Source organism: Natrinema pallidum DSM 3751, assembly GCF_000337615.1.
In the GTDB taxonomy this organism is placed as follows: domain Archaea; phylum Halobacteriota; class Halobacteria; order Halobacteriales; family Natrialbaceae; genus Natrinema; species Natrinema pallidum.
Map to the genome: position 1 here is coordinate 22,842 of NZ_AOII01000005.1, position 6,142 is coordinate 28,983.

Consider the following 6,142-nt stretch of genomic DNA (forward strand, 5'->3'; position numbering starts at 1 on the left):
ATGAGTACGAACACCCCTGATCACGACTATACCGCGCGAAAGATCCACCAGTCACTGGGTGGCACAACGGCCTTCTTCCGGGGCTACACGATTGGCGAGCTCATGTTGTTTCTTGCAGTGGCGTTCGTCACGGTCGTTGCAGCGACGTTCGTCCCGGCAGCACTGACGATCCCAGTGCTGGGATTCGGGCTTATGCTTACGACACTGCTGTTCTTGCTCCACAAGGTCAAGCCCCGATATCTGTGGCTGACTGAGTGGCTCGCTGCTCGTCTTAGCTGGGCGATCAAGAACAAGGAGTACACGCACGGTGGCGAGGACAACAGCGAGGTCCGGTATTTGACTCGCCTACAGCGAGTGTACCCGCATGCCATCGAACGAACGGATGGCGCACTCGTTGGGGCGATGAAGGTCGAGCCCGCGAACATGGCCCTCGAGGACGACGATGCGTGGGCGAAGGCTGTCCAGTCGCTCTCGGAGTTCGCCAACTCGACCGTCGACTTTCCAGTGAAGATCTACGTCACTAGCCGCGAGGTCGATGACGACGAGACCGTCCGTGCACACCAGGATCGGCTCGCTGACGCCGACGTTCGCTCACGTCCTGTGTTGAAACGGCTGCTCGAGGAGTACGTTGGAGCGAATACGACTGACAACGGCGAAATCGACTCGGAGACGACCACGATCCGCGAGTACTACCTCATCACTGCAGTGAACGACGACGATATCGAGCACTTCGACACAACCGACGACAGTGTCCTCGCCTATCTTGCTGATCTTCCTGCTATTGGACGGCTCTTCGGTCGGTTCCAGAGTGACGATCTGACCGACGCCGAGCGAGAGCAATTCAAAGAAGAACACCTCGAGTCACGACTCACACAACTCCGTCGTGGTGGATCGTCGCTCTATCGATGTTCGGTTAGCCCTGTTGATGCCTACGACCTCGCTCGGATCACGAAGGAATACTGGACGTGCCATCCCGAAGAGTACGCTGATATCACGAACGCACTCGGCACGTTCCCGATCGTTTCCCACGGGATAAGCGACGGTGTCCCAGCAACACCTGATCCCGATGATGTCCTCGATTCGATGGTTGAGCGCGACAGTGATAGTCCGTCAGATATGGCCTCGAGCGATCGTGGTGAAGACACTATCGACGAGGAGGATGACGCCGGCTCGTCAGACGGAACGGGTGACCAGCTGCCAGACACGTCGACGATGCACCAGTCAGTAATTGCGCCGTCGACAGTCGACTGGGAGACGACCTACGCCGTGATCAACGACGAGACGTACGTTCGCACATTCTGGATTGAACAGTTCCCCGAGGAACCCCCGGATGGCCTCCTCGAGCGGTTGTTACTCGACACGGAGTTGCAGACCGACATCAGCATCCATCTCGATCCGTTCGACAGCCAGTCGGCCCAGGATATGATGGCTGACTGGATCTCGGATTTGAAGATCAACCAGCACGACTCGAACAGTCTCAAATCCGAAGATCTCCAGGAAGACATCGATCAGGCGAAGTACATGCGGTCGCTCGTCCGTGCGAACAAAGCGTCATTCTATCGCGGTGGCGTGTTCATTCGCCTCGCCGCTGATAGTCAACAGGAACTCGATAATCAGACGACGCGTCTCCGCTCGATCATCAAGGATGCGCCGGCGAACTGTACGCTCAAGGTCGCGAGTCGCTGGCAGGAACGCGGACTCGCGACAGTGTCGCCGCTTGGCGCGAACGAACTTGGCCGTGATCGTATGTCGACGCTGACGAACCAAGCCGTCGGCGCGATGTTTCCGTTCTCATCGAACTACTTGATGATGGACGAGGGTATCGAGTACGGTTATCACGGCCACAACGGCTCTCCGATTCACATCAACCCATGGGCGCTCGAGACGGGTCACAGTGAACTCGTCGTCGGGATGCCGGGCGCTGGGAAGACGTTCGGCGACATCATGCGCCACCTTCGGATGATGAAACGCCGAAACGACACAATGCTCGTTCTCGTCGATCCAGTTGGTGGCTTCCGCGGGATCGCAGACGCGCTGAACGCGAAGACAATCACCGTCGGTGGCGATACGAAACTCAACCCACTCGAGATCCGCGAGACGCCCCAGCATGTCCTTGATTCCGGTGACGGGATCTCTCCCCTTTCGGCGAAGAAAGACGAGGTCTACGCCGTCCTCGAGAACTTCCTCAACGCTCGTGATATCGAACTCGGAACCGAGACGGGCGTCCTCTCGTACGTCATCGATGAAGCCTACCGGCAAGCAGGGATCGTTGAAGACGACGTCTCGACGCACACGTCGGCGAATTCACCGACAATGCAGGACGTCCATCGGATCCTCTGTGATATCGCTGAGAACCCGGACGAGCACAACATCGCGAAATCTGACTCCGCTCGCGAGCGTGCCGCACAGTATGCAGATGAACTCGCGATTGCGTTCCAGCCGTTCCGCGAGGGTGGCTCATACGAAAACCTCTCACATCACTCCGAGATCGATATCCTCGAGGGCGACAACAAGGTCGTCTATATCGACCTCGGTCAGATCGAGGGCAGTGCCTCGGGAATCGATCGCCAGACGTTCTTGATGCAACTGCTGCTGTCGACGATCTACCAGCAAGCGAAAAACACCCAGCGAAACGTCGAACTCGCGATCGACGAAGCCCACTACCTCTTTGAGGATCAAGCGAATCTCGACTTCCTCGAGACAGCGTTCCGGCACCAACGCCATGCAGGGCTTCGGATGGTGCTGCTCTCTCAGACGGCCCAGGAATTCTACGAAACTGAGCAGGCGGAGAAGATCATCGGCATGTGCCCGATCAAGGTCCTCCACAAGCTCCCCGAATTGGATGATCGGACAGCCGACAAGATCGGATTGACCGAAGAGCAGCGACGGTACGTCAGGGGTGCCGATGCCGGGAACGAAGATCTCGGCTATAGTCAGGCACTCGTTCGCGTCGAAGAACACGGAACGTACCCGCTGCATATCGTGGCTGACGACTTCGAGAAACGAGTTATCGACTACGAGCCCGAGGACCAGGCCTTCATCGAGCAGGCGATTCGTGACGAGCCAGCGGAGTTGCTCGCCTTCGAAGAATTCGTCGAGAACGAAGCTCAGCGCAACGCGCTTGCAACCCGTCTCGATCTCAGTCCAGACGCGGCCAGCCGGCTTCTCGAGGCAGACCTCACGAAAGAAGAGGTTCTCGATGCGGTCGTCGAGCATTCCCTCGAGACGGACAGTGAGAAATCGTCTGTCCGGCCTGATGGTGGAGAATCAGCTACTGCACAGGATACGACTGAAACGGAGTCTGACACCCAAGACCATGACTAGGTTCAACCAGATCAAGACAATCATAGGTTCGTCGCCACAGTACGAGGCGACGCAACTCAACTTCGGAGAGCACGATTCGTTCGTCCAACAGCAAGCGGATACGCCAGGCACGCTGCTGCGGATCCGCCCCTACAAAGAGAACAACGGTATCGCGGACGGGGCCGGGGTCCTCCAGTCAGTCCACGATGTGACGACGAACTTCCGTGGGAAGAATACGAGCGACCACCACTCTTTCGAGGTCTGGTTTGACGAAGGGAAGATCAAGTTCTACATGCACGCTGCTACCGAGGCAGCTGCCGACAAGTTCAGACGGCGTGTTGGGAACAACTACGCCAACAGCGAGGTTTTCCCGGTCGAGGAGGGCTATGCGTTTCCCGTCATCGACGCTGACGAGTATGTCGCCGGCGCGTGGCTCGAGATGGAGAAGATCCCCTACTATCCGATCCGCCACCACAATAGCGAGGGGTTCGAGACTGATCCCTACGGCGAAATCACGAGCGAAATGCTCTCGCTTGATGAAAGCACGGTTATCACGCAGGTTGTTTTCCGGCCTGCGAAACAGTCCTGGACCGACGGCGACCGGTTCAAGCATAATAGCGTCGACGAACTCGCTCACGCGCTTCGGCAGGGCACATCTGTCGGCTGGCTCAACCCTCGTACGCGACCGCCAAGCGAGAAGGACAAACAGGCCGCGAAAACCATCGAACAGCAACGTGGTCAACAGGCGTTCCACGTGAACATTCGCGTCCTCGCTATCTCGAGCGAACAGGCCGAAGCCGAGGCCCGTGCTCGTGGCGTCGCGGGGATGTTCAGGAAGTACTACAACGCGATCACTGAACAGGGCCTTGACGACAACCCTGTTTGGCATCGGCGAGAGCGCAAACGTGCCACGCAGCTTCGACAGTTCGTTCAGCGAATGTGTGACCGCGAGTGGATCGACCGGCACATGATTATGACCGTCGACGAACTCGCCGGCGTCGCACACATCCCCAATGCAGAGATTGAGACGCCGAATATCGACTGGCGATATACCCGACGAGGTGATCGCGCCCCTGCCGATCTCGGCCAATACGAACAGTCCACCGGTAGCAGCGCTTCCACCGAACACAACGTTATTAACAGAGGACACGATGGTGTTTGATCGATTCTTTGACCGTAGTAAATCCGAAGAGGCAACAGAAGATATGGAGACCGAGCCAGCGACACAAGCTACTGGTGACGGTGACTCTCCGCTCGATTCACCACCGGCTCCCCAATCCCAACTCGGCGAGACATACGATATCGATGAGCAGAAGACCAGTTCCATCGGAGGGAAGCAAGCTATCACCGAAACGGCTCAGGAGGGCACTGTTGCAGGACCATTTGTCCGCGAGATGTTCGAGGCAGGTGTCGAGAGACCGTCTGCACCACTCTGGGTCGGCTACGATAAGGACCCACAGCGGGGCTTCCGTGAAGTTCCACTCCGCTTTGACTCGCTTTTCCGCCATATCTGGATTACGGGCACCACTGGCTACGGGAAAACTACAGCGCTACTGAATATGATGATCCAGTGGGCCTACTCCGGCTATGGCTTCACGTACTTCGATCCGAAAGGCCGAGACTCTCGAGAGCTCCTGCGCAAACTCCCTGAACATCGACTCGAGGACGTGGTCTGGATCGAGCCCGGCTCGACCACCCATGAGAAGACGATCGGGATGAACTTCCTCGAGGTGCCCGAGTGCGAGACGACCGAAGAACTCGAGAACGAGATCGAAAACCGAGTCGAGAACCTGAAAGCGGTCTTCGACACCTCCGACTACTGGGGCATCAACATGGAGGCGATCACCGAGTCAATGGCTCGGGCGATGATGAAATCGGAGAAACCGTTCTCGATCATCGATATGTACTTCACGTTGCTCAACGCCGAGCGGCGCGAAGACTTCGCCCTTGACGTTGAGGATCCCTACATCAGGGAGTTCTGCCTCGAGATTGCGAATATGGAGGAGGAGACGATCCGTCCCCTCCTGAAACGGATCAAGTCATGGGTTGAGAATTCGGTGATTCGTCGGATCATTGCCCATCGTGAGAGTACGATCGATTTCCGAGACATCATCGACAACGATCGGATCGTTATCGTTCGAACGCCCGTCGAGAATACGGACATCAAGAAGATGGTCACGCTCGGAGTGATGCGCAACCTCTGGAGTGCCATTCAGCACCGGTCGTACGAACGCGATACCGATCCAGACCCCTATTTTGTCCTGTGTGACGAGTTCGACGACATTGCTAGCGACAATCTTGATATCGAGTCGATGCTGGCCCGTGCTCGCTCGATGCGACTATCGGTGACGCTCGCTTCCCAGTACCCCTCGCAGTTCGATGAGGATACGCTGAAAGCGATGCAGAACAACTGTGATAACCTTCTTGCCTTCTCGGTCAACGACGTCGACGACGCCCAACTGCTGATGAAGCGGTTTCAGGGTTACACGGCAGAAGATTTGATCTCGACTGATCAGTACAAGGCCTGGACGAAACTTCCGCTCGAGGGTGGGCGCTATTCTGAGCCGGTCCTCATCAACTCGTTCCCGCCGTATCCACCGCTTCGATCAACCGAGACTGTCGATGATATCATCGAACAGAGTTTAGAGCGCTACGGAACTGACCCGCTAACGGACGCAGAGATCCTCCAGAACCTCATCTACAGCGATGCCAATGAAGCCGCCAACCCGACGAAGATACTCAGTACTTCACAAAGCCGTTAGTTGAGAAGTCCGCTTGCTGAGTTGTGACCAAACAAACAGAGCAAGCGGACAGTGAAATCCACGAAGACCAGCTCCTT

General features: G+C 56.9%; 2 protein-coding genes and 1 pseudogene. All 3 read left to right on the forward strand.

Features of this window, described 5'->3' with window-relative positions; genetic code table 11:
- The gene (locus C487_RS00245; protein ID WP_049907734.1) at window positions 1–3,324 is read left to right on the forward strand and encodes a VirB4 family type IV secretion system protein; all 3,324 of its coding nucleotides are present in this window, start codon (window positions 1–3) and stop codon (window positions 3,322–3,324) included.
- Window positions 3,317–4,465, forward strand: coding sequence for a hypothetical protein (locus tag C487_RS00250; RefSeq protein ID WP_006183645.1), 1,149 nt, complete (start codon window positions 3,317–3,319; stop codon window positions 4,463–4,465). The genes C487_RS00245 and C487_RS00250 overlap by 8 nt, the downstream gene beginning before the upstream one ends.
- Before the next feature lie 43 nt (window positions 4,466–4,508).
- A pseudogene (locus C487_RS00255) lies at window positions 4,509–6,059 on the forward strand (type IV secretory system conjugative DNA transfer family protein); the annotation flags it as partial.
- Window positions 6,060–6,142: the final 83 nt, after the last annotated feature.